This window comes from Brucella anthropi (assembly GCF_046630315.1).
Classification (GTDB): Bacteria; Pseudomonadota; Alphaproteobacteria; order Rhizobiales; family Rhizobiaceae; genus Brucella; species Brucella anthropi_A.
Genome location: NZ_LQBD01000017.1, coordinates 1 through 25573, shown reverse-complemented (window position 1 = coordinate 25573; position 25573 = coordinate 1). Strand labels below are relative to the sequence as shown.

Here is a 25573-nt window from a genome sequence, read left to right as displayed (position 1 = left end):
CACAAAGCGCTTGATAAGTGCATCGTGACCGAAGGGATGATGGGTTGCAAGCGGTAGTTGAACCGCGTCAACCGAAGAAATAAGGCGCGATCCAATCGGCAATCAGCTTGATGGAAAGCCCGAACAAGGTCAGTTGCACGAGCAGGAAAAATGGTCCGTCCGGCATGATGCGGGTCAGCTTTGCGCCGACAAAGGTGCCGATGATGGCAGCCGGAACAAGCCACAAACCGAGTGAGATATCGAGATTGGAAAATTGCTGCAATTGCCAGTAGGGGACGAGCTTGACGGCGTTGACGACGGCAAAAAGTATAGTCGAGGTGCCGGCAAAGATCAGTTTCGGGAGATGCTGCGGCAGCACATACATCTGGAAGGGCGGTGCGCCGGAATGGGAGACAAAACTGGTCAATCCCGTAAGTATGCCCCAGAATACGCCGCCCGGAACATCCGCCTTTCGCGCCTTTTTGCGATAACGTGCGCCGAACCACGCATTGAAGCAGAAAAGGATGCCGACCAATCCGACCAGCATTCCGATAAAAGTTGGCGACAGATGTGCGCTGAACATCCAGCCGATGCCGACACCGACAATGGCGGCCGGGATCAGGATCGCCAGATTGCGTGCGGAAAAGTGATGGCGATAAAGATAAAGGCCGAACATGTCGCTGATGACATAGATCGGAAGCAGAAGTGCCGCGGCCGTCACTGGAGAAATGACAAGCGCCATCAACGGGACCGCAAGCGTTCCGACTGATGGCAATCCGCCTTTTGAAAGCCCGACGAGAAATGCCGCAATGACTGCGATTGTGAGGAACAGAGACGTGTGTTCAATCATGTGATGGGGGATTGGCTTTGCGGAGGGCGGGAAAAAACATCTCCGGCATCAGGTCGGAGATGTTTTGCTTGGCGATCAGGCGTGAGCCCATTCCCAGTAGAGCGCACGGGCGCGTTTCGTCACGGGGCCATATTCAATCTTGCGGTCATCGAAAGCGATAATCGGAACGACTTTGCTCATATTGCCGGTGGAGAAGATTTCGTCTGCTTCGCGGAAATCCTCGATCTTCAAGGTGGTCTCGTGAACGGTGACGCCCGCTTTCCGCAACAGGCTGATGACACGCTGGCGCGTGATGCCGTTGAGGAATGTGCCATTGGGAACAGGCGTGAAAACCTCGCCGCCTCGCACCATGAAAACATTGGAGGTTGCAGTTTCCGCAACATTGCCGATCACGTCTGTCACCAGTGCATTATGAAAGCCCTTTGCCTTGGCCTCACGCAGCATGCGCGCATTGTTCGGATAAAGGCAGGCGGCTTTTGCATTGACCGGCATGACTTCCAGATATGGGCGGCGGAACGATGTCGTGGTGATGGTAAAGCCCTTCGGCTCGACCATGGGGATCGCTTCAAGACAGAGCGCAAAATCCGTGGAGGATGCAAGCGGCGCGACCGTGCTGGCGTCACCTTCTTCCGCCCAGTACATGGGGCGGATATAAACATCTGTTCCCGGCGCGAATTTTTTCAGGCCCTCGCGTGCAAGCGCTTCTATATCGGTGGCGGAAAGCGTGGGTTCCAATCCCAAGGCACGGGCTGAATCGTTGGCGCGGGCGGAATGACGGTCAAGATCCGGTGTCACGCCTTCAAACAGGCGAGCGCCGTCAAACACCAGCGAACCAAGCCAGGTCGCCTGGGAGGCTGCGCCGAGAATGCGTACATCGCCTTCACGCCATTCGCCCTTGTAATAGGTCCACATCGGCCGTTTGTCAGTCATTTCCCTGGTCCTTTGACAGTATATTTCTCATGCTTCTGCCCGCGGCGGAGCGCTTTCAAACACAGATCGTTATTGGAAAAATGCTCGGAGCATCTGGATATGATGGAATCAGATCATTGTCCTAAGCACTTCTGTTTGAAGCGTTATTTCATCGATCCCGGACAGGCTGTCCACATCGTAGGAGCAGGCAACGCCGGAGACAAGTGCCAACTTGTCCCTGTTTGCTTTCAGGATCATTCCATTTTGTCTTCCACAAGTGCCGGAGTTGGTTCCGATGTAGCAACAGCCGGTGGACCTTCGACGCCTTTCTGCCTTTCACGGATGAAGGTGAAGAGCCCGGAAATGGTAATCAGGACGATGCCGATCATCATTGGCAGGTCTATGTGGTCATGGAAGACGAAATATCCGAAAAGGATTGCCCAGATCATCTGGCTATATTGCGGAGACGCGATCGCACTCGCCGGTGCGCGTTGGGCTGCGAGCATCAACAGGATATTGGCAAGCGCCGCGAGCAGGCCATAGCCTGCCAGATAGATCCATTGTTCGGTATTCGGCGCTTCATAAGACGGGGCCATCAAGGCGCCGCAGATGATGATGGGACCGACGAGGCCGCTGGTATAAAGCGAGATGCGCTTTTCTTGTTTTCCCATGACGCGGAAGATGATGATGCTCATCGCGCCGCCCATTCCGGCAGCAAGCGCTCCGAGATGGCCGATCGAAAGTTCCCTGAAACCCGGACGAAGCACAATCAGAACACCGGCAAAGCCGATCAGGACGGCTGACCATCTGCGCCAGCCCACCTGTTCTTTCAGGAATATGACTGAAAGTATCGTCACGTAAGCCGGAAGAAGGAAAATGAGGGCAAAGGCTTCCGCCATGGACAGATGCGTGAATGCGGTGACACTGCCTATCGTTCCCATGGCGGCTGTCACCGTCCGCAGCAGCCACATCCTGATATTGGTGGTGCGAAACATGTCCAGCCAGACATCGCCGGCTTTCTTTGTAAAGGGAATAGCAAACAGACCAAGTACAGCGCCGAAAAACGCCACTTCGTATGGGGAGAGCGTGCCATCAAGAAACTTGACGCAGGCGTCGCTGACAGCGAATGCCGCATAAGACGCAAACGCGAGAAAAATACCGTAAAGCATGACGATGTCCGAAGGAAACGGGGGAAGGAATTCGTTCCTTCCGCTCCATTAATCGATTGAAAGCCTATTGGCAAAAGACATTTGTGGCAATTTTCATTTCAAGAATATTAAACGCGCAATTGCTTCAAGAAGAAGTAAATCTGGCCTTTTCAAGGCTTCAAGCTCAAACAAAAACGCATGCCTCATTTGCAATCATATCCGTGGTGGAAATTTGTGCAAACGCCTATTTAACAATCATCGAAATGAGGAGAAAGCAAATGAACATTCGTCAGAAAGTAAAGCAGTTCGTATCCCGCCGCCGCGCTATCCGCGAACTCGGTGCAATGGACGATCATCTTCTTGCCGATATTGGTGTTTCGCGTTCGCAGATTCACAGCGCCGTTTTTGGTCGGTAATAACTTATGGCGTATCTCCCGAAAGATCGCTTCATAAGTAAAAATCAAATAAAATAACAAAGCGTCGGTCTCCAGTCCCGGCGCTTTTGTTTTATGTGTTTTCGAATTGCATTTCGCCGAATGAGCTCCATCTTCGGCTTCATATTTCATTCGCGAAATCTATCTTGCCCTTCGATATCCCGCTGTTTTGCGAATGGGACATATTGTGTGCCATTTTGGGACAGATTGCGGTTGTGGTCGAGCTAACTTTCAGTCAACCTGTATTTGTGTGGGGGCAGGCGATGAAGGGGCCTTTCCGTTGTAGCGCGGTATGTTTGCCGATCTTCATCGCCTCTTGTTTTATAGCGATGTCTATTGCTGAAATAGTTGCATTCATTGCGTGAATTTATTGCCAGTACATTGCGTGGAATGCAGGAGTGCACGCAATCCAACGCTTGCTCATCGGGCGGTCTCAGGTTTATCTGGCCGCCCGATGACGCAAAGGCGGATATATAATGGATATCATTTGGCGTGGAATTCTGATTGGGATCGGCGCAACGGTTGTCATGGACCTGTGGGCGCTTGTGCTGGCGGCGATGCCGGGGCAGAAACGTCCAAACTGGGGATTGGTGGGCCGCTGGTTCTGGCACCTTCGCCACGGGCAAATTTTCCACGATGATATTTCCGAAGCTGAACCTTATAAGCACGAAAATGCACTTGGCTGGATCGGACATTACGCCGTCGGTATTCTGTATGGCGTTATCTTTGCCGTTTATGGTGGTATGGAATGGTTTTCTGATCCGGTCTTTCTACCGGTGTGGATTTTCGGTATTCTCACCGTCGCGGCGGGATGGTTTTTGCTGCAACCAGGCTTGGGAATCGGTTGGGCAGCATCAAAATTGCCCAATGCCCAGAATATCCGCTTGTTGAATCTGATCGCACATACGTTTTTTGCACTCGGCATGTATGGCACGGCGTTGCTTTTGGAAAGTCATTTCTAATCAGTCGGTTAGAAGAACATGGCTGTTTCTGCGGATTGTCTTTTTTGAATCTGTTTCAAATATTTCCCGGCAAATGAGTGGCTGGCGCCCGGCGAAAACTCAGTCCACACTAAATCATGTCAATAAACTGGCATTCACACGGCGGAACTGTGCTTTTGTTCGTGATGGGTGTATGGGGAACGTGTCCGACTGCAAATCTGCAGCGGCAACTAACATTATGGCAATCGCAGAGGTTGCCTCAGTCAGGCAGATTACGAGGCGCAAGGGATTGCGCGTCGCGATTTTACGCGAACTGAGGAAGCTGATTGACGGGCGCTTGCCTTGGAGGGACGATGCTCGAAAAGCTGTTCAAATTGCAGGAACACGGCACCACGGCGAGAACGGAAATCATCGCCGGCGTGACGACCTTCCTGACCATGTCTTACATCATCTTCGTGAACCCGGACATTCTGTCCACTACGGGTATGGATCGAAACGCCGTTTTCGTCGCCACCTGCCTTGCGGCGGCTCTTGGCTCGATCATCATGGCGCTCGTTGCGAACTGGCCTATCGGTATGGCTCCCGGCATGGGCCTCAATGCGTTCTTCGCTTTCACCGTGGTCGGAGCCATGGGTTTCTCCTGGCAGCAGGCGCTTGGTGCCGTCTTCATTTCTGGTATCATCTTCTTGATCCTGACCGTGACAGGCATACGCCGCTGGTTGGTTGAAGGCATTCCGCATTCGCTGAGAAGTGCGATTGCTGCGGGTATCGGCATGTTTCTCGCGCTGATTGGTCTGAAGAGCGCTGGTGTCGTTGTTGGCAACGAAGCAACGCTGGTCGGACTTGGGGACTTGACGAAAGCTGGACCATTGCTGGCCATTGCCGGGTTCTTCATTATTGCGGTGCTGGACGCTCTGAAAGTTCGCGGTGCTATCCTCATCGGGATTCTTGTGGTCACCGTTGCATCGATCGCTATCGGCATCAGCCAATTCGGGGGTGTTTTCTCAGCACCACCGAGCCTTGCTCCCACTTTCCTTCAACTGGATGTGATGGGTGCTCTGCATACCGGTATTCTGCATGTCATTCTGGTTTTTGTTCTGGTCGAGGTTTTTGATGCGACCGGCACACTGATCGGTGTGGCGAAGCGCGGCGGCCTGATCGAACCCGGTAAACCGAACCGTCTTGGACGCGCACTTTTTGCCGACAGCACGGCAATTCTTGGCGGGTCACTCCTCGGCACGTCGTCCACGACGGCTTATGTCGAAAGCGCATCGGGTGTTCAGGCTGGCGGTCGTACGGGCCTGACAGCTCTGGTTGTCGCACTTCTGTTTCTTGCAGCCTTGTTCATTTCGCCGCTTGCCGGTTCCGTTCCGGCCTACGCAACAGCGCCGGCACTGATCTATGTCGCTTGCTTGATGATGCGTGAACTGACCGAAATCGAATGGCACGATGTCACGGAAGCGGCACCTGCTGCGCTGACGGCCTTGGCAATCCCGTTCACCTATTCGATTGCCAACGGTCTGGCTTTCGGCTTCATCAGCTATGTCGTGCTCAAGGCCTTCACCGGCAAGGCGCGTGACGTGCATCTCGCAACCTGGCTGGTTGCCGCGCTCTTCGTTATCCGCTTCGCGTTCTTTGCGGAGTGACAATAAATGCGCCGGGCTGACAGCCCGGCGCCAGTTTCGATAAACCGGGAGAAAAAGCGCTGTGCAAACGGACGAATTGAAACTGCTCGAAAGGCTGATCGACGTTATCGAGCAGAATGTCATTCCGCTGACTGAACGCGGTGTTGCTGAAGGCAACAAGGTTTTCGGTGCAGCTTTATTGCGCAAGTCGGATCTGTCCCTTGTTCTCGCTGAAACCAACAACGAGACTGAAAACCCGCTCTGGCATGGTGAAGTGCATACTTTGAAGCGCTTCTACGAGATGCCCGAGAACGAACGCCCCGATACGAAGGACATGGTCTTTCTTTCCACTCACGAGCCATGCTCCATGTGCCTTTCGGCCATTACGTGGAGTGGTTTTGACAATTTCTACTATCTCTTCAGCCATGAAGATTCACGAGACGCTTTCTCGATCCCGCATGATCTGAAAATCCTCAAGGAAGTCTTCACGCTGGAGCCGGGCGGATACAATCGCGATAATGCCTTCTGGCATAGCCATTCGATCCCGAAGATGGTTGCATCCCTGCCCGAAGCCGATCGTTTGCGTTTTGGCAAAAGGCTCGACGCCATTTTCGCGAAATATGACGAATTGTCAGCCGCATATCAGGCAGGCAAGGATGGAAACGCTATTCCGCTCAATTGAGAATGATGGAGCCTGGCGAAGAGCGTTCCGGCACAAGCTCGATTGACAGTCTTGTTCGCGCTTGCGATCTGCCAACCGGGCCGATAATCGTCTGGGGGCTGCCAGAATTGGCAGAATAGGCCGCGTCATCAACGCGGCCTATTTTCGTTGATGTCCTATTGCTTGCGGATTTCGCCAAGCTGCTTTTGTACCGCGTCGACGACATCCGCACCGATCTGGGGCTTATATTTGTCATAGATGGGCTGGGACTTCTCAAGCATGCGAGCATGCTCTTCTGGTGAAAGCGTGTTGACTTCCAGACCAGCCTCCTTGATTTTTTCGAGCGACTTCTGGTTCAGTTCGCGAATGACCTTGCGTTCCACGTCGCGCCCGATGACGGCACATTCACGCAAGGCAGCCTGTTCTTCGGGCGAGTATGTATCGAAGATCGGTTTCGAATAGAGGAAGAGAAATGGCGTGTAGGCGTGTTTCGTTTCCGTGATGTATTTCTGCACTTCGTAGAATTTTGATGTGTCGATCGTGACGTAGGGGTTTTCCTGCGCATCGATGGCCTTGGTTTCCAGCGCCGAAAAGATTTCGCCGAAAGCCATCGGCGTGGCATTGGCGCCGAAATTCTGGAATGTGTCGAGGAAGATGTTGTTTTGCATTACGCGGACTTTCATGCCGCTGAAGTCTTCCCACTTATTGACCGGATGTTTCGAGTTCGAAAGATTTCGAAAGCCGTTTTCCCAATAGGCCAGATTGACGAGGCCGACGGCGGCAAGTTTTTCGTCCATCATCTTGCCGAAAGGTCCATCCACGACAGCATCGGCTTCTTCATCATTTGCGAAGAGAAACGGCAGGTCGAAGACGCCAAGCGCCGGAATGATTCCGACGAGGGGTGATGATGACGTGACGACGCCTTCCTGCACACCGGAACGCAGCGCCTGCGTTGCTTGCAAATCGCCTCCCAGGGCTCCACCCCAGAAAGCGGTTATTTTCATCTTGCCGCCGGACTTTTCGGCCAGGCACTCATTCATTGCCTTGATGCCGTTGCCGACAGGATGATCTTCATTGATGCCGTTCGAAACCCTGATATTGCGTTCCTGAAACTCGGCGAAGGCGGGTATGGTCAGCGCTCCTGCCATCAGGGCCGTTGTAGCCAGCATAATCAGTTTTTTCATTGAACTCTCCTCCCAGAGTTGAAGTTGAACCTAATGCGCATCCCGAAAAGTATGAAGCATTGTCCAGACAAGATGCGTGTTACAATAAATCGTTAGAGCACTGATTGGATTCGATCAGATCAGCGCTCTAATGAAGCCAGTTCATGGGTACGAGAACGAGACTTGGGAACAGAACCAGCAACAGCAATACGATCACTTGCGAAATCAGGAATGGATTGACGCCAGCGACCACCTTTCCAAGCGGCACCTTTGAGACGCCGCTCACCACATTCAGCACGACACCAACAGGCGGCGTGATAAGCCCAATACTGTTGTTCATGATGAACAGGACGCCGAAATAAGCCGGATCGATACCGGCTTGTTTGATGATCGGCATCAGAACCGGCGTGAGGATGAGAATTGTTGGCGTAAGGTCCAGCGCAGTCCCGACGATGAGCACAAGGATCATGATCGCAAACATCAGCAGTTTCGGACTGTCGATCAGCGGCGCGATATAGCTGCTGATTTCCGCAGGAATATTTGCTGCCGTTATCAACCACGATGAAACCAGCGCCGATGCGACCAGAAACATGATGATGGAGGTGGTTTTTGCGGCTCGCAGGAAGACGCCATAAAGATCGACTATTCTCAGTTCACGATAGATGAACATGCCGACAAAGAGCGCATAGGCTGCTGCTACCACGGCTGCTTCCGTCGGTGTCATGACGCCCATGCGAATGCCGCCGAGAATGATGATGGGCATGCCGAGCGCCCATAGCGCGCGCCCGGTCGCCTGCAGCCTGTCTTTGCCGGACTGCTTTGGAAGCACGTTGAGATTGTCTTTTCTGACGACGATCTGCCAGGTCACGAGGAGGGCGATGCCCATCAGCAAACCCGGTACGATGCCTGCCATGAAAAGCTGCGTGATGGATACATTGGCGGCGACACCGAAGACGATCATGGCCATGGACGGTGGGATGACCGGTGCGATAATACCGCCCGCTGCCATCAATCCGGCGGAGCGTGGAATATTGTAACCCGCCTTGGCCATCATGGGCACGAGGATTGTTGCGAGCGCCGCCGTGTCGGCCGCCGCCGAACCCGATACGCTGGCCATGATGATGGCAGCCAGAATGGCGACCACGCCGAGGCCGCCGCGAATATGGCCGACGCAGGCGATGGCGAAATCAATGATACGGCGGGACAGTCCGCCGGAATTCATTAATTCACCAGCCAGAATGAAGAAAGGAATCGCCAGAAGCGTGAAGGAGTCCACGCCGGCAATCATGTTCTGGGCAATGATCTGCGTATTGAACATTCCCATGTACAACATGAGAACGACACCGCAGAACATGAGGGAGAAAGCGATCGGAACACCGATGGCCATGGCGCTGAGAAGCGAGCCGACAAATACTACAAGCGTCATGTCGTCTACTCCATCAGATGGTCGAGCGAATGTTCGCCCGCAAAGGTGGCAATTTCCTCATCGGTCAAGCGACCGGTGACAGCGCGCAGGAAACGCTCGGCGGCAATGATGAACATTGCTCCTCCGGTGAACAGGCCTATTCCATAAACCCAGATCATGGAAAGACCGGTGACGGGCGCGACCATGCTGGCATTGATGTCGAATTGCTTCCATGTGCCCCAGAAGAAAATCCCCGAGCATAAGAGGACGATCAGATAGCTGATTGCCATGCAGGTAATGCGCCCTTGACGCCCGAAGCGTGCAACGAGCGTCTCGATACCCAAATGGCTGTTTTCGCGAAAAGTGAGAACAGCCCCGAGAAACGACACCCACACAAAGAAATAACGCGCAAGTTCTTCCGATACGGTCAGCCCGGAATTTGCTGCATAGCGCAAAATCACGTTGACGAAGACCATGATAGCCATGCCGGCGAGGAGGAAGACGAGAATTGCACCAAGTATCTTGTAGAAGAAATCTATGGCTTTCGTCATATGGTCACCCTCAGACTTTATCGAGCAGGTCGCGGGCTTGCAGGTTCCGGATCAACGCCCGGATGCCGAATGTCCATTCAGGACATTTGTCGGTCCGGTCGACCCAGTTGATGAGACGGCCGAGCTTCGGCGTGGATATTTCCACACGATCGCCGATTTCATGCGTGAAGCCTTGTCCGGTGCCGCGACGGTCCTTCACGGGCGCAAACATTGTGCCGAGGAACAGAACCGCGCCATCTGGATATTGATGATTGCGGTTCATCATCTGCGCGGCGAGATTTTCAGGGTCGCGGCTGATCGCTTCCATCGGGCTTTCGCCGGTCATTTCGAAGCCGTCTGCACCGTGGACCGTCAGCGAAAGCTTGAGCTTGCGCAACATGTCCATGGTGAAATCACCATCGAACAGGCGGATGAATGGGCCGATGGCGCAGGACGCATTGTTATCCTTCGCCTTGCCGAGCAGGAGTGCTGAGCGCCCTTCGACGTCCCTTAGATTGACGTCATTGCCGAGCGTTGCCCCGACAATGCGTCCGTCCGAAGCGACAACCAACACGACTTCCGGTTCGGGATTGTTCCATTGCGAAATGGGTAGAATGCCGACTGTTGCGCCACATCCAACGGCAGACATCGGCTGCGACTTGGTGAAGATTTCTGCGTCAGGCCCGATGCCCACTTCCAGATATTGGGACCAGAGCCCCATTTCCTGAAGGAGTGCCTTGACCTCTGCCGCTTTATCAGATCCAGCCACAACGCCGCGCAAATTATCGCCGATGACGGGGGCGAGGCGCTCGCGGATTTCACGGGCGCGGGAGGGATCGCCTTTCGCCTGTTCTTCGATCACGCGTTCAAGCATGCTGTCAGCAAAGGTAACGCCAGCGGCCTTGATGGATTGCAGATCGATGGGGGCAAGAAGCTCTCCGCGATCACCGGAAAGAAAATCATCCAGGGAACCGAGGACCGGAAAACTCTCGGCGGTTTTCAACTCGCTCAGCAGCAGATCGCGTTCCAGAAGTCCCGAAACGGTCGCGGACAAGCCGGAGATATCATGCAGATAACCGTTTTTAATCAGAACCGGGCAGGGGCCGTTGTCCGCTTTCGACCATACACGACCAATGAGAAGGGCAGAATGGCTATCCTCTGGCAGAATTGCCGATGCTTTCAATTCATGCTTGTCTTGCACAGATATCCTCCCATTTCATGACCTTTCCCAAAGGTCATACGTTGTCAGGATGTCTGACAACAATAGTACTATTATTAGCAGTCGGACGTTGAGTCCAGCCGTTGGACTCCATTAACCTCAAAAATTGGATCGATCTGTTTTTCTTCGGCTGACGGTATAGGCCTTGTCCATTTCAGGATTGAGCTCCATGCCGAGACCTGCGCCGGGTGGGACGGTAATCATGCCATTCGTCACTTCGGGCAGGGCCGTGACGAGGTTTCGATACCAGGTTTTATAGAATGCGCGCACGCTTTCCTGAATGAGCGCATTCGGCGCATTGAGCGACAGATGTGTTGAAGCACATAGAACGACTGGCCCGGTGCAATCGTGCGGTGCGACCGGAAGATGCCAGGCTTCCGCCATGGCTGCGATCTTGCGGGCTTCCGAGAGGCCGCCGCACCAGCTCAAATCGAGCATGACAATGCCAGCCGCACCGGTTTCGAGAAGATCGCGAAACGCCCAGCGGCTGCCCAGCGTTTCTGAAGCGCATATGGGGGCTATGCTTGCCTCCGCGTAACGTTTCAAACTGCCGAGGCTGTCCATCTTGATCGGGTCTTCGTGCCAGAATGTTTTGAACGGTGCGAGTTCGCGGGCAATCTGCATGGCGGGCAAGAGTTGCCACATGGAATGGAATTCAACCATGATATCCATGCGGTCACCGACTGCCGCCCGGATTTTCTCGAAAGGCTGCAATGCTGCTTTAAGATCAGGCTGGGAAATATATTGCCCGCGTGTCTTCTCCGCCGCCATGTCAAACGGCCAGATTTTCATCGCCGTTATGCCCTCGTCCAGCAATGAGAGGGCAAGCTCGTCCGCGCGATGCAGAAAGCCATTGAGGTCGTCATAATCGGTCCCTGCATCCGCCAGACCGTAATTGGCGGATTGCTGACCAGTTGCTTTCTTGATGTATTCCGTTCCCGCGCATGTGTTGTAGGTGCGGATGGATCGACGGCTGAAACCGCCGAGCAACTGGGCGATGGGGAGATTGGCAGCTTTGCCGTAGAGATCCCACAAGGCGATGTCGAAAGCGGAGTTGCCACGCACTTCGGCGCCGGTTGAACGAAATCCGAGATAGCCCACAAGATCAGAGGCCAGCAGATCGATTTGCAGCGGATCACGACCGAGAACGCGTGGCGCAACATATTCGTGCAGATAGGCTTCGACAGTCTCGGACATGAAGAAGGTTTCACCGAGCCCGGTAATTCCTTCATCGGTATGAACTTCCACCCACAACAGGTTTGGCCGTTCAGCTATGCGGATCGTTTCGACGGCTGTGATCTTCATTGCACCTCCCAATGCAATCGGAATGGATGGGAATTAGCTCGTTCCACCCTCATTGCGCTTTTCGAGGTGAAGGAGCAGGGCGCTATGATCTTGCTCGCCGCCGCCTTCTTCCACGAAAGCGGCAAAGGCCTCGCGCACGGTTTCTGTCAACGGCAGGCTCAAAGACAGGTCGCCTGCCGTCTTGAGGATTGAATTGAGGTCCTTCAGCTGAATGCGCGATGTGCCGCCCGGCGCAAAATTGCGGTCAATCATCCGTTTGCCGTGCAGTTCGAGAATACGGCTTTCACAAAAACCGCCGCGAATGGCATCGCGGAATGCAGCGCGCGACCCGCCGCCTTTTTCGACGAGTACCATTGCCTCCGCAATGGCTCCGATGGTTACGGCTACAATCTGCTGATTGGCGAGTTTTGCCAGCTGACCGGCACCTGATGGGCCGACGCGGGTGAGGCGCCCCATTGGTTTGAATACATCGGCGAGGCTCTCAATAACCGCTTCATCGCCGCCGGCCATGATGGCAAGCGTGCCCTCCTGGGCGCCCACGACGCCGCCTGAAACCGGAGCGTCGATATGTTTGACGCCTTTGGCTTGCAAACGCGCGGCATGCTCGCGTGCGAAGTCTGGTGAATTGGAACTCATGTCGATGACGGTGCTGCCTTTTTTCAAAGCAGCGGCGCCCCCTTGTTCGAAAAGCACGTCGCGAACCGCCGGGCCGTCGGTCAGCATGGTGATGATGACATCAGCCTGCTCGACTGCCTCGGCAGGAGAATGAGCAAGTTTGGCGCCTTTTTCCGCAATGGGGGCGGACTTGACGCTATTCCGATTCCAGACTGTCACGTCAAAGCCTGCGTCCAGAAGACGCCCGGCCATGGGGGTGCCCATCAGCCCGGTTCCCAGAAAAGCGATCTTGTGCGTCAAAGCTTGCCTCCCATTTCATCTTCGATGTGAACACGAATGATCTCATCAAAGGATGTTTCTGCGGAGAAGCCAAGGGCCCGCGCGCGTTTTGCTTCGAAACCGGGAGCCCAGCCAGCGACCATGCGCATAATCATTTCGTCCGGTTCGCGTCGGATCAGGCCGGCGGCCTTTTCACCGGCAACACGGCGCAATGCTTCGATCTGTTCGCCTACGGTGGCACTAAGACCCGGCATGGAAAGATTGCGACGCGCTCCGACTGCTTCCGTATCGATGGTGGCGCCATGAATCAGAAAACCGACGGCTGAGCGCGGCGAAGCATGCCAGTGCCTGACATCTTCCGGAACGGGCAAAACGGCTTCCTGCCCGCAGAGCGGTTCGCGCAATATGTTGGAGAAAAAGCCGGATGCGGCCTTGTTCGGTTTGCCGGGGCGTATGCAGATTGTCGGCAGGCGAATCCCGATACCGTCAAAAAAGCCGCGCCGGGTGTAATCCGACAGCAAAAGTTCGCTGATGGCCTTCTGCGTACCGTAACTCGTCAATGGGGTCGTGTGAAACTCATCGGGGATCGGGTAGGGGAGCGGGGCGCCAAAAACCGCGATGGACGATGTGAAGACCACGCGGGGTTTATAACCGTCCGCCATGTGCGCGAGCCTGATCGCGTCGAACAGATGACGGGTGCCGTCCAGATTGATTCGATACCCCTTATCGAAATCCAGTTCCGCCTCGCCGGACACGATTGCAGCAAGGTGAAAGATGACATCGGGACGTCCTGACACGATCTTCTGAGCGGTTTCCATGGTGGATATATCCGCTGCCAGAGTATCGACCGATCCTGCAAAGCCGATTGGAGGTTCCGCTGCTACGATATCGATAAGAGTAAGTTTTTCAACGGATTTCCGGCCGAGGCGACCGTCATTTGAGAGACGTTGCGTTAGCTTGCGCCCGACCATGCCAGCGGCGCCGATGATTGCGATATGCATGTTGAAGCCTCCTCCCTGTCTTGCAGCCGGCTGCGCTTGGATGCGCCGTTTCGGCCACCATAACAACACTTATCCAGTCTCCCACCAGATTTATGTTGTAGGGTTGTCTGATAACCTTATATGTAAGCGTTGAAAACAGTTTTCTGCATCTTGCCACAGGAATGAAGCGGACAGCCGGAGCATTTCCAACGCTTTCGCGCGTCCGCGCCAGCCTGTAGCGCATCAGTAAGTCAAGAGGATACCATGCACGGTTCGGGGGATATGACTGGGAACAAGCAAGCTGATCTTGTTGCTCTTTTGGGGAACGATCTGGTTATGACCGAGCGAAGCGACATGCTCGGCTATTGCCGCGACTGGGCGGGAGACGTGGAGAATATGGCGGTTGCAATAATCCGCCCGCGCTCGACGGCAGATGTTTCGGCTGCGGTTAAAGCCTGTGCCTCGCTGGGACTGTCCATCATTCCACAAGGTGGAAATACCGGTCTTGTGCAAGGCGGCGTACCTGATGGGCGCGATAATCTCGCTATTCTTAGCCTCGATCGGATGAACGGTATTCGCAAGATCGATCCTGATGATTTTTCAGCGGTTGTCGATGCTGGCTGCATACTTTCCGAACTGAAAGACAGACTGGCGGACGAAGGAATGTTTTTCCCCTTAACCCTCGGTGCGCAGGGCAGCTGCCGCATTGGTGGAAATGTCAGCACCAATGCCGGAGGCGTCAATGTATTGCGTTATGGCATGACCCGCGATCTGGTCTTGGGATTGGAGGTCGTGTTGCCTGACGGTACACTATTCAATGGTCTTTCAACATTGCGGAAAGACAATCGCGGCATTGATGTGAAACAAGTTTTTATCGGCGCGGAAGGTATTCTTGGAATAGTGACCGGCGTTGCAATCAAGTTGATGCCTTTGCCGGATAAGGTGGAAACCGCCTTGTTGGGACTGAACTCGCTCGATGATGCGATTGCCCTTTATCGGCGTGCGCGCGTGCAATGTTGTGACCTGATGTCTGCTTTTGAGTTCATGCCGCCCGTGGCTTTTTCCCTGGCGCAAGAGGCTATGCCTGATCTGGCCATGCCGCTTGGACAATATCCGGCCTATGTCCTGATGGAGATTTCAGGATCGGGACTGGTTGATATGGCGTCCTTGATGGAAAAGTTTCTTGAAGGCGCGATGGAAGACGGTCTCGTTCTTGACGGGACAATCGCGTCCTCGCGCGCGCAAGGTCAAAATCTCTGGATGTTCCGCGAGGCCATGAACGAGGGCCAGGCGCTGCGTGGCAAACACCTGCGCACGGACATATCAGTCCCGCTTTCAAAACTGGCGCCGTTCGTTGCGGAAGCTGAAAGGGAGTTGGCCAGGGTCCTTCCCGATTGTCTCGCCGTTTCTTATGGGCATGTTGGCGATGGCAATGTGCATCTCAATGTCATTCCCGAAAGCGATCTCGATATCGTCTTGAAAGACAAGAAGATCAAGCTTGCCAAGGAGACAATCAATGCTGTTCTGGATCGTTATGCGGGCAGCATCAGCGCTGAGCATGGTATAGGTCGCCTGAAGAGGGAGGATTTCGAGAAGCGCATCGACCCTGCACGGCGAAAACTGCTTGAAGGCCTCAAGCAGGTCATTGATCCCGGCAATATCATGAATCCCGGCTGCCAGCTTTCGCTTGACTCTTGAAAAGGCTGACGACACACCAAATCGCATGGACAATCAGGGAGACTTTATCATTTTGTTTGGTGAAATCAGGCGCAATGAGCAGCTTCCCGGACGCATTGCTTCCGAAATTACGCGGCAGATCGGCGAGGGCAGTCTTTTGCCGGGGCAAAAGCTGCCGACAGAACACAATCTCGCGCAAAGTTTCGGTGTCAGCCGCTCGGTTGTGCGCGAAGCGATAGCCCAGCTGCGCAATGAGGGATTGGTTGAAACCCGGCAAGGGGTTGGTGCTTTCGTAACGGAACCCGACAGGCGGCATGCGCTGCGCATAGAACCGGAAACCCTTGCCAATCGCGACAGTTTCCGTAGCCTGTTCCAGTTGCGAATGGCGCTGGAGATAGAAGCAGCAGGACTGGCCGCCGTGCATCATGATGAAAAGGACATGATGCACCTGAACGACGCGCTTGCGGAAATGAGCGGTTCAAAAAAATGGACGGAGACCGGTATTGCCGCGGATCTGGCGTTTCACCGTGCGCTCGCGACTGCAACGCATAATGAATATTTTCCCTTGGTTCTTGGTTTCATCGCCGAGCGCATCAATCAGGCGATCAATGCGGCGCGCGCGCGTGCCGTGCTTGAGCAGATTGTCGAGATCACCATCGATGAGCACACGGCAATCAGAGATGCCGTTTCCTCGCGCGATCCATTGCGCGCCCGTGAGGTGATGCGTCACCATATTGTGCATGCGGCAGACCGCGTCGGCCTCAAACTGGAAACTTTCTGATGACGTCTTCTGTTGAACTGTTCAGCCTGACGGGGCGTATTGCCCTGATTACCGGGGCCAGCCAGGGGATCGGTTTCGCATTGGCTCGAGGGCTTGCGGAACATGGCGCGACAGTCATCATCAACGGGCGTGACCGGACCAAGATGGATGCGGCGATCGCGCTCTTGGAAGATGAGGGCCATACCGTCTTTGCATCGGTCTTCGATGTGACGGATGCTGAAGACGTGCGTGCGGCTGTCGATGCGATCGAAGAGGAGATCGGGCCACTCGATATTCTGGTCAATAATGCCGGAATGCAGTATCGCGCTCCGCTGGAAGACTTCCCGATCGAGAAATGGCAACAGCTTCTGGAAACGAATATTTCCAGCGCTTTCTATGTTGGGCAGGCGGCTGCCCGCTACATGATCGCGCGAGGGCGTGGCAAGATAATCAACATCGCTTCGGTTCAAAGTGAACTGGCCCGGCCTTCCATCGCGCCTTATACCGCAACAAAAGGAGCTGTTCGCAATTTGACGCGCGGTATGGCTACCGATTGGGCCCGACACGGTTTACAGGTTAATGCGATTGCCCCCGGCTATTTCAAGACGCCGCTGAATCAGGCATTGGTTGATAACCCAGAGTTTGCGGAATGGCTGGAAAAACGAACACCGGCAGGCCGTTGGGGCGATGTGGAAGAGTTGGTGGGCGCTGCGGTGTTTCTGAGCAGCGATGCTTCCTCTTTTGTCAATGGACAGGTCCTGCATGTCGATGGCGGCATGACGGCGAGTGTATGAGGGTTTGATGCTACGTATTATCGTGATGGGTGTTTCAGGTTCAGGAAAATCGACCGTCGGTGAGAAGATAGCGGATGCGCTGGCTCTTCCATTTCTAGAAGGTGACAGCCTGCATCCCAAATCCAATGTCGATAAGATGTCTGCGGGCATACCCTTGCAGGATGAGGATCGCTGGCCCTGGCTCGATAAAATCGGTGAACGTCTTGCTGCCTCGACTGACGGGATTGTCGTTTCCTGTTCTGCACTGAAGAAGAGCTATCGTGACCGGCTCCGCTCTGCTGCGGGTGCTCCGGTGATGTTTGTTTTTCTGGATGGCAGCTTTGAAGTGCTGCGCGAACATATGGGGCATCGTACTGGCCATTTCATGCCGTTAACGATGCTGGAAAGCCAGATTGCTACACTTGAAAGTCCTGTCGGAGAACCGCTGGTGTTCCGTGCGGATATTGCCGAGCCTGTGGAGAAGATCGTCTCCGACAGCGTCGAATGGATACGCTCCGTCGCAGTTTAGCGCTATTTCAAAGGCCAGAAGAACATCAGGGTCGGAACCGTTACAATCGCTATGATGATCGATAACGGCAACCCCAGACGCGGATAGTCGCTGAATTTGTAACCGCCGGGGCCCATGACCAGCGTATTGCACTGATGGCCGATGGGCGTGAGGAAATCGCATCCCGCGCCAATGGCTACGGCCATGAGAAAGGCTTCCGGCCTGAAACCAAGACCAGCAGCAAAGCTTGTCGCAATGGGAGCCATGACGAGCACCGTCGCGGCGTTGTTGAGAAACGGTGTCACCATCATCGCCGCCACCAGAATGAGCGCCAAAGCTCCGGCGGGTGGCAACTGATGGCCGATGGTCGCAAGCCCTTCCGCAATGAGATCCGTTCCGCCGGTTGTTCTCAACGCATCCGAGACCGGAATGAGGGCAGCCAACATGACCAGAATCGGGCCGTCGATTTCGTCATAGACCTCGTTGAGAGGGATCACCTTGAACACCAGCATGGCAACGGCGGCGGCAAAGAACGCCACCGCGACCGGTATCAGGCTTAATGCCGTTGCCCCGATGGCTGCAATCAGAATGGCAAGGGGGATCAATCCACGTCGAACGCTGCCGAGCATCAGCTTGCGACGGGCGAGCGGCAGCAATTCGAACTCCGGCAGGAAGCTGGAAAGATTGGCTTGCCTGCCTTGCAGCACGACGACGTCGCCGAAGCGCAGAATGACTTCGCTCAAGCGCTCGGTGATGCGTTCATCTGGCCGGCTGACTGCCAGAAGATTGACATCATAGCGCGCATAAAGGTCAAGCCGCTGTGCCGTAAGGCCGACGAGACGTGAATTCTTGCCGATGACGGCTTCCACGACCTCAATGTCGGTGGAGCCGCTAGTCTCGGACGGGTTACGGTTTTCGGACAGGGTCAGTTTTCCAGCACTTATGATCGCATCGAGCGCCTTGGGGTCGCCTTCGAGAAGGATGACATCCCCCTCGTTCAGCATCGTGTCGGGAAGCGGCGTCAACCGCTGGTCGTTGCGTATGATGGACGTCACCATCGCTTCACCTTCAGCCGCCTTGATGAGATCGGTCACGCGCTTGCCGATCATGGTGGAGGTTTTGGTGATCCGCGCTTCAGACGCGTAATTCTTGATCTTGATCGCTTCGTTCAGCGATATATTTTCGCGGGTACGCTGTGGAACGAGCCAGTAAAACAGCACGAGATAGATCAGGCCGACGACCGAAAGAACCGCCCCGACCGGTGTAAAGTCGAACATGGTGAAGGGTTCGCCCACCATTTCGCCGCGAATACGCGAAACGACGATATTGGGCGATGTGCCCACCTGTGTCATCAGCCCGCCAAGGAGTGCGCCGAAAGCCATGGGCATGAGAAAGGTCGAGGGTGAAACATTGGAGCGGCGCGCGAACTGGAAGGCAACCGGAATCATGATTGCCAGCGCGCCGACATTTTTAACAAAGGCGGAGAGAACGGTAACGACGGCCACAAGAACGGCAAGCTGCATCCGCACGCTGTTCAATTCCGGCAAAAAACGCTGAACGGCCGCCTGCATGAGGCCAGAGCGCGCCACCCCCGCGCTGACCACCAATGCGCTGCCTACAATGATGACAATGTCATCGCTGAAACCGGAAAAAGCATGATCGAAGGGAACGACGCCGACGGCAATGGCAAGAAGAAGGGCGCAAAGCGCCACGACATCATAACGGAACTTGCCCCAGATAAACGCCCCCATCATGAGTATGATCACTGCGAAGGAGAGTATCTGCTGATGCGTCATCTATCGGGATATCCTCAAGAATGGAAAATTATTCCGTCTCTGTGTAGCCGATAAAAATCAAAACAGAAATCGATTATTGCAATGCACGCATATGCCTGCACGTGGTGCATGAACAACGGTTGCGCCCTTGTTCGGGGCGCAACCGTTCCTTCAAAATCAATTGTTTATGCGGCGTCCATCCGCGCCGAAAATATGCACGTCCTTGGCGGATGCGCCAACACGGACCATGCCGTCGATACTGTGCGTGGAGCGGCCCGCGACACGGAAGATCAGCGGTTTTCCGTCGCTGAGGGCGGCGTGGATATAGCTTTCCGCGCCGACGAGCTCGACCGCCTCGATGCGCGCTTGCGCGTTGAAACCGTCGGCATCCTGATCGCCTTCCTCCAGAATGCGGATATCTTCCGGGCGCACGCCGAAAGTGTAGCCGCCGGATGGAAGCGTGACCGCGCTGCCCGGCTGCCAGACGGTGGTGTCCGTGCTCTGGAGCAGGTTCATCGAGGGCGAACCGATGAAGGTTGCCACGAAGGTGGAGGCGGGCTTTTCATAAAGCTCGATCGGCGTGCCGACCTGCTCGATATGACCGGCATTCAGCACCACCAGACGGTCGGCCATGGTCATGGCTTCCATCTGGTCGTGGGTGACATAGACGCTGGTGGTGCCGAGTGACCGTTGCAGGCGCTTGATTTCCACGCGCATCTGCACACGCAGTTTTGCGTCGAGGTTGGAAAGCGGCTCATCGAAGAGGAAAGCCGCCGGTTCGCGCACAATGGCGCGGCCCATGGCGACGCGTTGGCGCTGGCCGCCGGAAAGCTGGCGGGGTTTACGCTCCAGAAACTGTTCAATCTCAAGCGCCTTCGCCGCCTTGGCGATGCGGCGTTCGATTTCATCCTTTGGCGTCTTACGGTTTTTCAGGCCATAGGCGAGATTATCCCGCACAGTCATATGCGGATAGAGCGCATAGTTCTGGAATACCATGGCGATGTCGCGCTCGGCGGGCTCGACGTCGTTGACCACGCGGTCGCCGATGGAAATGGTGCCGGATGTGATGCTTTCCAGACCAGCGATCATGCGCAGCAGCGTGGACTTGCCGCAGCCGGACGGACCGACCAGCACGACGAATTCGCCATCCTCAATCGCAAGCGAAACACCTTTGATGACTTCGATATTGCCGCCATAGCTCTTGCGGACGTTATCAAGAACGATTTTGCTCATTACTTTTCCGTTTCAACGAGACCTTTGACGAACCAGCGCTGCATCAGCACCACCACGAGAATCGGCGGGATGATGGCCAGGATGGCCGTGACCATGACGTAGTTCCAGGGCGTGGACGCATCGGCCCAATCGACCATGCGGCGCAGGCCGATGATGATCGTATTCATCTTGGCGTCATTGGTGACGAGAAGGGGCCACAGATACTGGGTCCATCCGTAGATGAAGAGAATGACGAAGAGCGCTGCGATATTCGTCTTGGAAAGCGGCAGCAGGATATCGCGCATGAAGCGGAACGGCCCCGCATTGTCGATGCGCGCTGCTTCCACCAGTTCACCCGGAATGGTGAGAAAGAACTGACGGAACAGGAAGGTTGCTGTCGCCGATGCCATCAAGGGCAGGGTGAGGCCTGCGTAAGTGTCGATCATGCCGAGATCGACGATCACCTTGTAGGTTGGCAGGATGCGCACTTCCACGGGCAGCATCAGCGTGACGAAGATCATCCAGAAGAAGAACATGCGCATCGGAAAGCGGAAAAACACGATCGCGAAGGCGGACATGAAGGAAATGATGATCTTGCCGACGGCAATCGCCATGGCAACGACGAAGGAGTTCCAGAGCAGCCGTTCGAGGCTGACGCCGACAACGCGTTCCACACCACCGAAGATTGCCTCGCCGTAGTTTTCGACGAAATGGTCGCCGGGCAACAGCGAGATGGGCGGACGAATGATCTGTGTCGACGTCATTGTTGACGCGACGAATGTATAATAGATCGGAAAGGCGACAATAATGATGCCGAGGATCAGGATCAGATGGCCGATCAGGTTTGAGACTGGGCGTTTTTCTATCATTGTCGCCTCACTCACGAATAATGCACGCGCTTCTCGACGAAGCGGAACTGGAACGCGGTCAAAGCAATCACGATTGCCATCAGAATGACCGACTGGGCTGAAGACGATCCCAGATTGAGATTGACGAAGCCGTCATTGTAAACTTTGTAGACCAGCGTCTCGGTCGCTTTGGCCGGCCCCCCGCCTGTCACGGCATGGATGATGCCGAACGTATCGAAGAAGGCGTAAACCGTATTCACAACCAGCAGGAAGAACGAAGTTGGTGCGAGCAGGGGAAACACGATTGTCCAGAATCTCCGCGCTCCGCGCGCGCCATCGATCGCCGCCGCTTCGATCAAAGACTTGGGGATCGCCTGTAAGCCCGCGACAAAAAACAGAAAATTATAAGAAATCTGTTTCCATGCGGCCGCAACGACGACCAGGCCCATAGCCTGATTTCCATCAAGAAGAGGGTCCCATGCAATGCCGTTGCGACGCAGAATATAGGCAAAAGTGCCCATCGCCGGGTTGAACATGAAGAGCCACAGCATGCCTGCAACGGCGGGCGCCACGGCATATGGCCAGATCAGAAGGGTACGATAGAAAGTCTTGCCGCGGATAACACGATCCGCCGCTGTTGCAAGCAAAAGCGCTGCACCCATGGCAAGCAGGGCGGTCAGAATATTGAAGACAATCGTTACTCTAACGGAATGCAGATAGTTCGGGTCCGATAGAACGGCGGTAAAGTTCGCCAGCCCCACAAAGGTGGATTTGAGGCCGAATGCGTCTTCACGCATGAAGGATTGATAAATTGCCTGACTGGCTGGCCAGAAGAAAAACACCACAGTCAAGATGATCTGCGGGGCCAGCAGGAAGTAAGGCAAGATTTTATTCGGAAAGGTAACTTTCTGCACGGGGAGCTTCCTCGTGGGGCAACAAGGCCGCCTGCCAGGGCGGCAGGCGGCGCTGCGTCAATATTATCGATTACTGTGCGGCGGCAATCGCGTCGTTAGCGCGCTTGACGCCATTTTCAAGCGCGGTTTTCGCATCTTGCTTGCCACCAAGCATGGCTTCGAATTCTTCGTTCAGAATATCGCGCACCTGCGGCAGGTTGACGAGACGAACACCCTTCGAATTTTCGGTGGGAGCCTTGCCCATCATTTGCAGGATCGGTGTTTCGCGACCCGGATTCTTGTCATAGAAGTCCGATTTCTTGGTTTCCTCATAAGCCGCAAGCGTTACCGGCAGATAACCGGATTTTTCATGCAGCTTGACCTGGATTTTGGTCTGCGAAAGGAAATTGAAGAACTCTGCAATGCCCTTGTACTGTTCGTCGCTCAGGCCGGCAAAGACCCAGAGAGCTGCGCCGCCGGGGATCGTGTTCTGTGGGCCATGGCCTTCATAGTAAGGCAACTGGCCGATGCCGTAATTGATGCCCGACTTCACAACGTCGCCCAGACCGCCGGAGGATTCCGTCAGCATGGCGCATTCCCCGGAGGTGAAGAGCTGCTTGGCTTCGGAGGTGCGCCCGCCGTAGCGGAACGTACCGTCCTTGGCGAGATCGGCGATCGACTGAAAGTGCTGAATGTAAAGCGGTGAATTGATTTCAAGCTTTACATCCGTGCCGCCAAGACCGTTTTCGTTCGTGCCATAGGGAACGTTGTTCCAGGCAGCGAAGTTTTCAGTCTGGATCCAGGTTAGCCATGTGGATGTGAAACCGCATGGTGCGGCGCCGCTGGATTTGATCTTCTTGGCGGCTTCGAAAACTTCCGGCCAGGTTTTTGGCGGATTGTTTTCATCTAGACCGGCCTTCTTGAAGGCGTCCTTGTTGTAATAAAGGATCGGCGACGAGGAATTGTACGGGAAGGACAGCATGGTGCCATCCGGCTTGGAATAATAAGCCACGATGCCCGGCAAATATTGCGACTTGTCGAACTTGTAGCCGCCCTTTTCCAGCACCTCGGCGGCGGGAACGATGGCGCCTTCGGCTGCCATCATGACGCCGCTACCGGCATCAAATACCTGAAGGATTGCGGGAGGCTGCTTGGAACGGAACGCGGCAATGCCAGCATTCAGCGTTTCCGGGTAGGTTCCCTTATAGACGGGAACGATCTTGTATTCGCTCTGGCTTTCGTTGAACTCTTTCGAAAGCTCGTTGACCATTTCGTTGTTGGCACCGGTCATGCCGTGCCACCACGCCAGTTCCGTCTGGGCGAATGCCTGCGAACCGATGGTGAGGGCGAGGGCGCTTGTCAGCGCCGAAGTCGTAATCAGACGGATAAGCATGTTTCCTCCTCGAATGTGAGATTGCGTGAACATTTGAGCTTCTTCATGTTGGTCTCAAAGTCCCGACATCTGCGATATATTCATTGCACTTATATGAATGCAATTTTTTGCGAAGGATCAACCTTCGATTCCTCCAATGGCAGAATAAATCCGAAAACGGTAGCATTCAAAATGAAAAAAAACGAAAGGTAAGTGATAATCGTGGGGAGAACATGTGAATAATCAGGGGGGCGAAAATGCCTTGAAGCGGCATTCTCCCGCGATAATTGGAGGCTCCCTATCCAGCGGATTGACCAATGCACAGGTCTGAACCGATTATAAGCCCTTCGAATCTGATCGGTGGTCGACCGAATTTCCACCGCAACCCTATTGCGCATTGCCCGCTTGCTGACAGGTGAATTTATGCCGAGTGACGATCGCAAGAAAAGTCGCGTTACCCTTCTGGATGTGGCGCGCCATGCAAATGTTTCGCGTGCAACGGCTTCACTGGTCATTCGCAAAAGTCCGCTGGTGGGGGCGGCCACACGTGAGAAGGTGGAAAAGGCCCTGCATGAACTGGGTTACGTCTACAATATGGGGGCCGCCAGCCTGCGGGTGGAGCGGTCGAATACGGTTGGCATTATCGTGCCGACGCTCGGCAATCCGTTCTATGGCGAATTGCTTTCAGGTATAGACAGTGTCGTGGGTGAAGCGGGCATGGTGGTGCTTCTCGCCAACAGTCATGAAAACTTTGCCAATCAGAGCACCCTGATGCAGCGCATGCGCGAGCACGGTGTTGACGGTGTGATCGTCTCACTGACGGCCGAAACACCAGCGGAAACCATCGAGCAGATCGCCGACTGGGGTTTGCCGGTGGTGCAGGTGTTGCGCCATGTGACAGACCGCATTGACTATGCAGGCGTGGATTACGCGGGCGGCATGCGACAGGCGGTCAATCATCTGGCAACGCTTGGGCACAAGACGATCGCATTCGCTGTGCACGGGCCCATTCATTCGGCATATCGCGAGCGTATTGAAGGTTTTCGCGATGCGATGCAACGGCAGGGTCTTGACCCCGCATTGATTGTTCGCCTGCCGCATACGATGCCGGAAATCGCAAGGGCGGCTCCGCTTCTGTTTGAGGATGGCCGTGAGCCGACAGCCGCAATCTGCTTCAATGATGTGATTGCGCTGGGCCTCTCGGCAGGTCTTTATGATTGCGGAAGAAAAGTGGGTGAGGATTTCTCTTTGGTCGGCTTCGATGATGTAAGCGATGCCGAAGCAACGCGTCCGCGCCTGAGTTCTGTTTCAACCCGGCCTGTAACGGTTGGTCAGAATGCTGCCAACTTGCTCCTGTCCCGTTTGGCAAATCCAAAAGGAGAGCCCCGGCGGATCGTCAGTGAAACATATTTGCAGGTCAGGCAGTCCTGTGGCCCGGTAAAAGTTTCTGTCGTCTAAGAGCATGCCCTGCTAGTCACCCTGGGTGGCTGCAAATGGCAATTGTTTCAAGTTCCGGTGCCCGTGTATGTCGGGTGCTTTGCACTCCGGTACTCGAATATCATCATCTCCGTGCACATATGTCGCTCTGAATAGCCCCTAGATTTGTGGACGCTTTCTTCCCTATTTTTGAGGCAAGGAGGCCATGATGGGGTCTGGCAATTTCAGTGACGAGTTCAAGCGCGATGCTGTCGCGCAGATTACCGAGCGCGGCT

24 protein-coding genes are annotated in these 25573 nt (G+C 54.8%); 9 read left to right on the top strand and 15 right to left on the bottom strand.

The genetic code is table 11. The annotated features are described in order from the left end of the window. Nucleotides 1-67: 67 nt before the first annotated feature. From AVM02_RS11100 to AVM02_RS11090, 3 genes are all read right to left on the bottom strand, one after another. Nucleotides 68-829 (bottom strand): sulfite exporter TauE/SafE family protein, encoded by a 762-nt coding sequence (locus AVM02_RS11100; protein ID WP_411507025.1) that lies wholly within the window; start codon nucleotides 827-829, stop codon nucleotides 68-70. A 75-nt stretch (nucleotides 830-904) separates the two neighbouring features. Next, the gene (locus AVM02_RS11095) at nucleotides 905-1759 is read right to left on the bottom strand and encodes a branched-chain amino acid aminotransferase (protein ID WP_411507024.1); all 855 of its coding nucleotides are present in this window, start codon (nucleotides 1757-1759) and stop codon (nucleotides 905-907) included. 233 nt (nucleotides 1760-1992) lie between these two features. Next, nucleotides 1993-2907 (bottom strand): DMT family transporter, encoded by a 915-nt coding sequence (locus AVM02_RS11090; RefSeq protein ID WP_411507023.1) that lies wholly within the window; start codon nucleotides 2905-2907, stop codon nucleotides 1993-1995. A 257-nt stretch (nucleotides 2908-3164) separates the two neighbouring features. Here AVM02_RS11090 and AVM02_RS11085 point away from each other — a divergent pair, with 257 nt between their 5' ends. The 4 genes from AVM02_RS11085 (at nucleotide 3165) to AVM02_RS11070 (ending at nucleotide 6568) form a co-directional block, all read left to right on the top strand. After that, a complete protein-coding gene (locus AVM02_RS11085; protein ID WP_411507063.1) occupies nucleotides 3165-3302 on the top strand; it encodes a DUF1127 domain-containing protein in 138 nt (45 codons plus the stop codon). A gap of 491 nt (nucleotides 3303-3793) precedes the next feature. Continuing rightward, nucleotides 3794-4282, top strand: coding sequence for a DUF2938 domain-containing protein (locus AVM02_RS11080; RefSeq protein WP_411507062.1), 489 nt, complete (start codon nucleotides 3794-3796; stop codon nucleotides 4280-4282). A gap of 332 nt (nucleotides 4283-4614) precedes the next feature. Next, entirely contained in the window at nucleotides 4615-5907 is a 1293-nt protein-coding gene (locus AVM02_RS11075) for an NCS2 family permease (protein WP_411507022.1), read from the top strand. 61 nt (nucleotides 5908-5968) lie between these two features. Next, nucleotides 5969-6568, top strand: coding sequence for a deaminase (locus AVM02_RS11070; RefSeq protein WP_411507021.1), 600 nt, complete (start codon nucleotides 5969-5971; stop codon nucleotides 6566-6568). A 155-nt stretch (nucleotides 6569-6723) separates the two neighbouring features. Here AVM02_RS11070 and AVM02_RS11065 read toward each other — a convergent pair whose 3' ends face one another. The 7 genes from AVM02_RS11065 to denD all read right to left on the bottom strand — a co-directional run bounded on the left by AVM02_RS11065 (nucleotide 6724) and on the right by denD (nucleotide 14064). Beyond that, nucleotides 6724-7731, bottom strand: coding sequence for a TRAP transporter substrate-binding protein (locus tag AVM02_RS11065; protein WP_411507020.1), 1008 nt, complete (start codon nucleotides 7729-7731; stop codon nucleotides 6724-6726). A gap of 127 nt (nucleotides 7732-7858) precedes the next feature. Then, nucleotides 7859-9136, bottom strand: coding sequence for a TRAP transporter large permease (locus AVM02_RS11060; protein ID WP_411507019.1), 1278 nt, complete (start codon nucleotides 9134-9136; stop codon nucleotides 7859-7861). A gap of 5 nt (nucleotides 9137-9141) precedes the next feature. Beyond that, a complete protein-coding gene (locus tag AVM02_RS11055) occupies nucleotides 9142-9666 on the bottom strand; it encodes a TRAP transporter small permease (protein ID WP_411507018.1) in 525 nt (174 codons plus the stop codon). Between the two features lie 10 nt (nucleotides 9667-9676). Then, nucleotides 9677-10846 carry a fumarylacetoacetate hydrolase family protein gene (locus tag AVM02_RS11050; protein WP_411507017.1) on the bottom strand — a complete coding sequence of 390 codons (1170 nt, stop codon included), beginning with the start codon at nucleotides 10844-10846 and terminating at the stop codon, nucleotides 9677-9679. Between the two features lie 117 nt (nucleotides 10847-10963). Then, the gene (locus tag AVM02_RS11045; RefSeq protein WP_411507016.1) at nucleotides 10964-12169 is read right to left on the bottom strand and encodes a mandelate racemase/muconate lactonizing enzyme family protein; all 1206 of its coding nucleotides are present in this window, start codon (nucleotides 12167-12169) and stop codon (nucleotides 10964-10966) included. Nucleotides 12170-12202: 33 nt separating this feature from the next. Next, nucleotides 12203-13084 carry an NAD(P)-dependent oxidoreductase gene (locus AVM02_RS11040; RefSeq protein WP_411507015.1) on the bottom strand — a complete coding sequence of 294 codons (882 nt, stop codon included), beginning with the start codon at nucleotides 13082-13084 and terminating at the stop codon, nucleotides 12203-12205. Continuing rightward, on the bottom strand, nucleotides 13081-14064 hold the full coding sequence (gene denD, locus AVM02_RS11035; protein ID WP_411507014.1) for a D-erythronate dehydrogenase: 984 nt from the start codon (nucleotides 14062-14064) through the stop codon (nucleotides 13081-13083). Before denD ends, AVM02_RS11040 begins: the two co-directional genes overlap by 4 nt. A gap of 243 nt (nucleotides 14065-14307) precedes the next feature. Between denD and AVM02_RS11030 the strand changes: the two genes are divergently transcribed. From AVM02_RS11030 to AVM02_RS11015, 4 genes are read left to right on the top strand one after another with little or no spacing between them, the layout of a single operon-like run. Next, the gene (locus AVM02_RS11030) at nucleotides 14308-15741 is read left to right on the top strand and encodes an FAD-binding oxidoreductase (protein ID WP_411507013.1); all 1434 of its coding nucleotides are present in this window, start codon (nucleotides 14308-14310) and stop codon (nucleotides 15739-15741) included. Between the two features lie 52 nt (nucleotides 15742-15793). Continuing rightward, on the top strand, nucleotides 15794-16501 hold the full coding sequence (locus AVM02_RS11025; RefSeq protein WP_411507012.1) for a FadR/GntR family transcriptional regulator: 708 nt from the start codon (nucleotides 15794-15796) through the stop codon (nucleotides 16499-16501). Further along, nucleotides 16501-17274 (top strand): SDR family oxidoreductase, encoded by a 774-nt coding sequence (locus tag AVM02_RS11020; RefSeq protein WP_411507011.1) that lies wholly within the window; start codon nucleotides 16501-16503, stop codon nucleotides 17272-17274. The genes AVM02_RS11025 and AVM02_RS11020 overlap by 1 nt, the downstream gene beginning before the upstream one ends. 7 nt (nucleotides 17275-17281) lie before the next feature. Continuing rightward, complete coding sequence (locus AVM02_RS11015; RefSeq protein WP_411507010.1) at nucleotides 17282-17782, top strand: gluconokinase; 501 nt, start codon at nucleotides 17282-17284, stop codon at nucleotides 17780-17782. Nucleotides 17783-17784: 2 nt separating this feature from the next. Here the strand turns inward: AVM02_RS11015 and AVM02_RS11010 are convergent, their stop codons facing one another. The 5 genes from AVM02_RS11010 to ugpB all read right to left on the bottom strand — a co-directional run bounded on the left by AVM02_RS11010 (nucleotide 17785) and on the right by ugpB (nucleotide 23882). Next, nucleotides 17785-19557: an SLC13 family permease gene (locus AVM02_RS11010; protein ID WP_411507009.1), complete on the bottom strand. Its 1773-nt coding sequence runs from the start codon at nucleotides 19555-19557 to the stop codon at nucleotides 17785-17787. A 156-nt stretch (nucleotides 19558-19713) separates the two neighbouring features. After that, nucleotides 19714-20769, bottom strand: a complete 1056-nt coding sequence (locus AVM02_RS11005) for a sn-glycerol-3-phosphate import ATP-binding protein UgpC (RefSeq protein WP_411507008.1) — start codon at nucleotides 20767-20769, stop codon at nucleotides 19714-19716. After that, complete coding sequence (gene ugpE / locus AVM02_RS11000; protein WP_411507007.1) at nucleotides 20769-21617, bottom strand: sn-glycerol-3-phosphate ABC transporter permease UgpE; 849 nt, start codon at nucleotides 21615-21617, stop codon at nucleotides 20769-20771. The genes AVM02_RS11005 and ugpE overlap by 1 nt, the downstream gene beginning before the upstream one ends. An 11-nt stretch (nucleotides 21618-21628) precedes the next feature. Then, the gene (gene ugpA / locus AVM02_RS10995; protein WP_411507006.1) at nucleotides 21629-22510 is read right to left on the bottom strand and encodes a sn-glycerol-3-phosphate ABC transporter permease UgpA; all 882 of its coding nucleotides are present in this window, start codon (nucleotides 22508-22510) and stop codon (nucleotides 21629-21631) included. A gap of 70 nt (nucleotides 22511-22580) precedes the next feature. Continuing rightward, nucleotides 22581-23882 carry a sn-glycerol-3-phosphate ABC transporter substrate-binding protein UgpB gene (ugpB, locus tag AVM02_RS10990; RefSeq protein WP_411507005.1) on the bottom strand — a complete coding sequence of 434 codons (1302 nt, stop codon included), beginning with the start codon at nucleotides 23880-23882 and terminating at the stop codon, nucleotides 22581-22583. Between the two features lie 402 nt (nucleotides 23883-24284). On the opposite strand from ugpB, the gene AVM02_RS10985 reads away from it, so the two are divergent. Then, the gene (locus tag AVM02_RS10985) at nucleotides 24285-25319 is read left to right on the top strand and encodes a LacI family DNA-binding transcriptional regulator (protein WP_411507004.1); all 1035 of its coding nucleotides are present in this window, start codon (nucleotides 24285-24287) and stop codon (nucleotides 25317-25319) included. Nucleotides 25320-25573 lie beyond the last annotated feature (254 nt).